1 protein-coding gene is annotated in these 1,219 nt (G+C 32.4%); it reads left to right on the top strand.

Translation table 11 applies throughout. The annotated features are described in order from the left end of the window. Positions 1 to 286: 286 nt before the first annotated feature. On the top strand, positions 287 to 1,057 hold the full coding sequence (locus tag HNP25_RS21610) for a TerC family protein (RefSeq protein ID WP_184137849.1): 771 nt from the start codon (positions 287 to 289) through the stop codon (positions 1,055 to 1,057). Positions 1,058 to 1,219 lie beyond the last annotated feature (162 nt).

Below are 1,219 nucleotides of genomic sequence, written 5' to 3'. Positions count from 1 at the left end.
CAACTCTGGAATAAATGCTTTGGGGCATTTGCAAAATGGATAAATATACAAATGTCTTACAATCAAAACTTTAAAGAAATCTTCGGGTAGAGTACACCCTCCCTTTAGTTGTGTAAGTTGTTTTTGATTCTTTTGTTAAAAAATAAGGACAATGTTTGATTATCAAAAGCTTTTAAAATCCATTTACAATCCTATTAAACCAATCAAATTAATATTCTTGCTTGCCTTATCTTTTAGGCTTCAAAGTTTGTAACTTCGTGAATCTTTTGAACACAAAACAACATTTATGGATTTTTTGCATCAAATTTTTGGTAATGATTTAGGCGCAGCTGCCTTGGTAGTGGGAAATTTAATTCTGATTGAAAGTCTTCTTTCTGTTGATAATGCAGCAGTTTTGGCAACAATGGTAATGGATTTATCGCCAGAAAAAAGAAAAAAAGCATTAAAGTACGGTATTATTGGTGCATATTTTTTTAGAGGTCTTTGTCTTTTATTTGCTTCGTACTTAGTACAAGTTTGGTGGTTGAAACCAATTGGTGGTTTGTATTTATTGTTCCTTACATATGATTACTTCAAAAAAGAAGCAACACCACAACAGGACGATGACTTATTAGACAAGAAAAGTAATTGGCTTTATCGTGTTACTTTAGGAGCATTAGGACCATTCTGGGCTACCGTTTTTTTAGTGGAAGTAATGGATTTAGCTTTTTCAATTGATAACGTTTTTGCAGCGGTAGCTTTTACTGACAACCTTTATTTGATTTGTATTGGTGTATTTATCGGTATTTTAGCAATGCGTTTCGTGGCACAAGCCTTTGTGAAATTAATGGAAAAGTATCCTTTTTTAGAAACAGCTGCCTTTTTAGTAATCGGTGTGTTGGGTTTAAAGTTGACTTTATCTCTACTCACACATTTTCTACCTGAAAATCCAATCGCTAAATTTATGGAAAGTGAAGAAGCAGATGCTTATGTATCAATAATTACTGTGGGAATTTTTGGTATTCCATTGCTTACTTCTTATTTCTTTAATTACCCGCATCATGGGAAAAAGAAATAGTTTTATTCATAAAAAAAGGTGCTTTTACTACAGACATTACGTTCCTAACGGAACTACAATCAAACATAAACATGAGTCATCCCGAACTTTTTCTTAGAATAGTGAGGTTTAGGACGATTTGAGAGGTTTTTATCTTTATTATTGTACAATCCTTACTTTTCT

It is taken from the genome of Arcicella rosea (assembly GCF_014204325.1).
Classification (GTDB): domain Bacteria; phylum Bacteroidota; class Bacteroidia; order Cytophagales; family Spirosomataceae; genus Arcicella; species Arcicella rosea_A.
Note: the sequence above shows the minus strand (reverse complement) of the source record. Positions and strands in the feature narration are given on the sequence as shown.

Bases quoted from the DNA above. Each gene is read 5' to 3' on its own strand.
- HNP25_RS21610 (WP_184137849.1), top strand. From the start codon at position 287: ATGGATTTTTTGCATCAAATTTTTGGTAATGATTTAGGCGCAGCTGCC.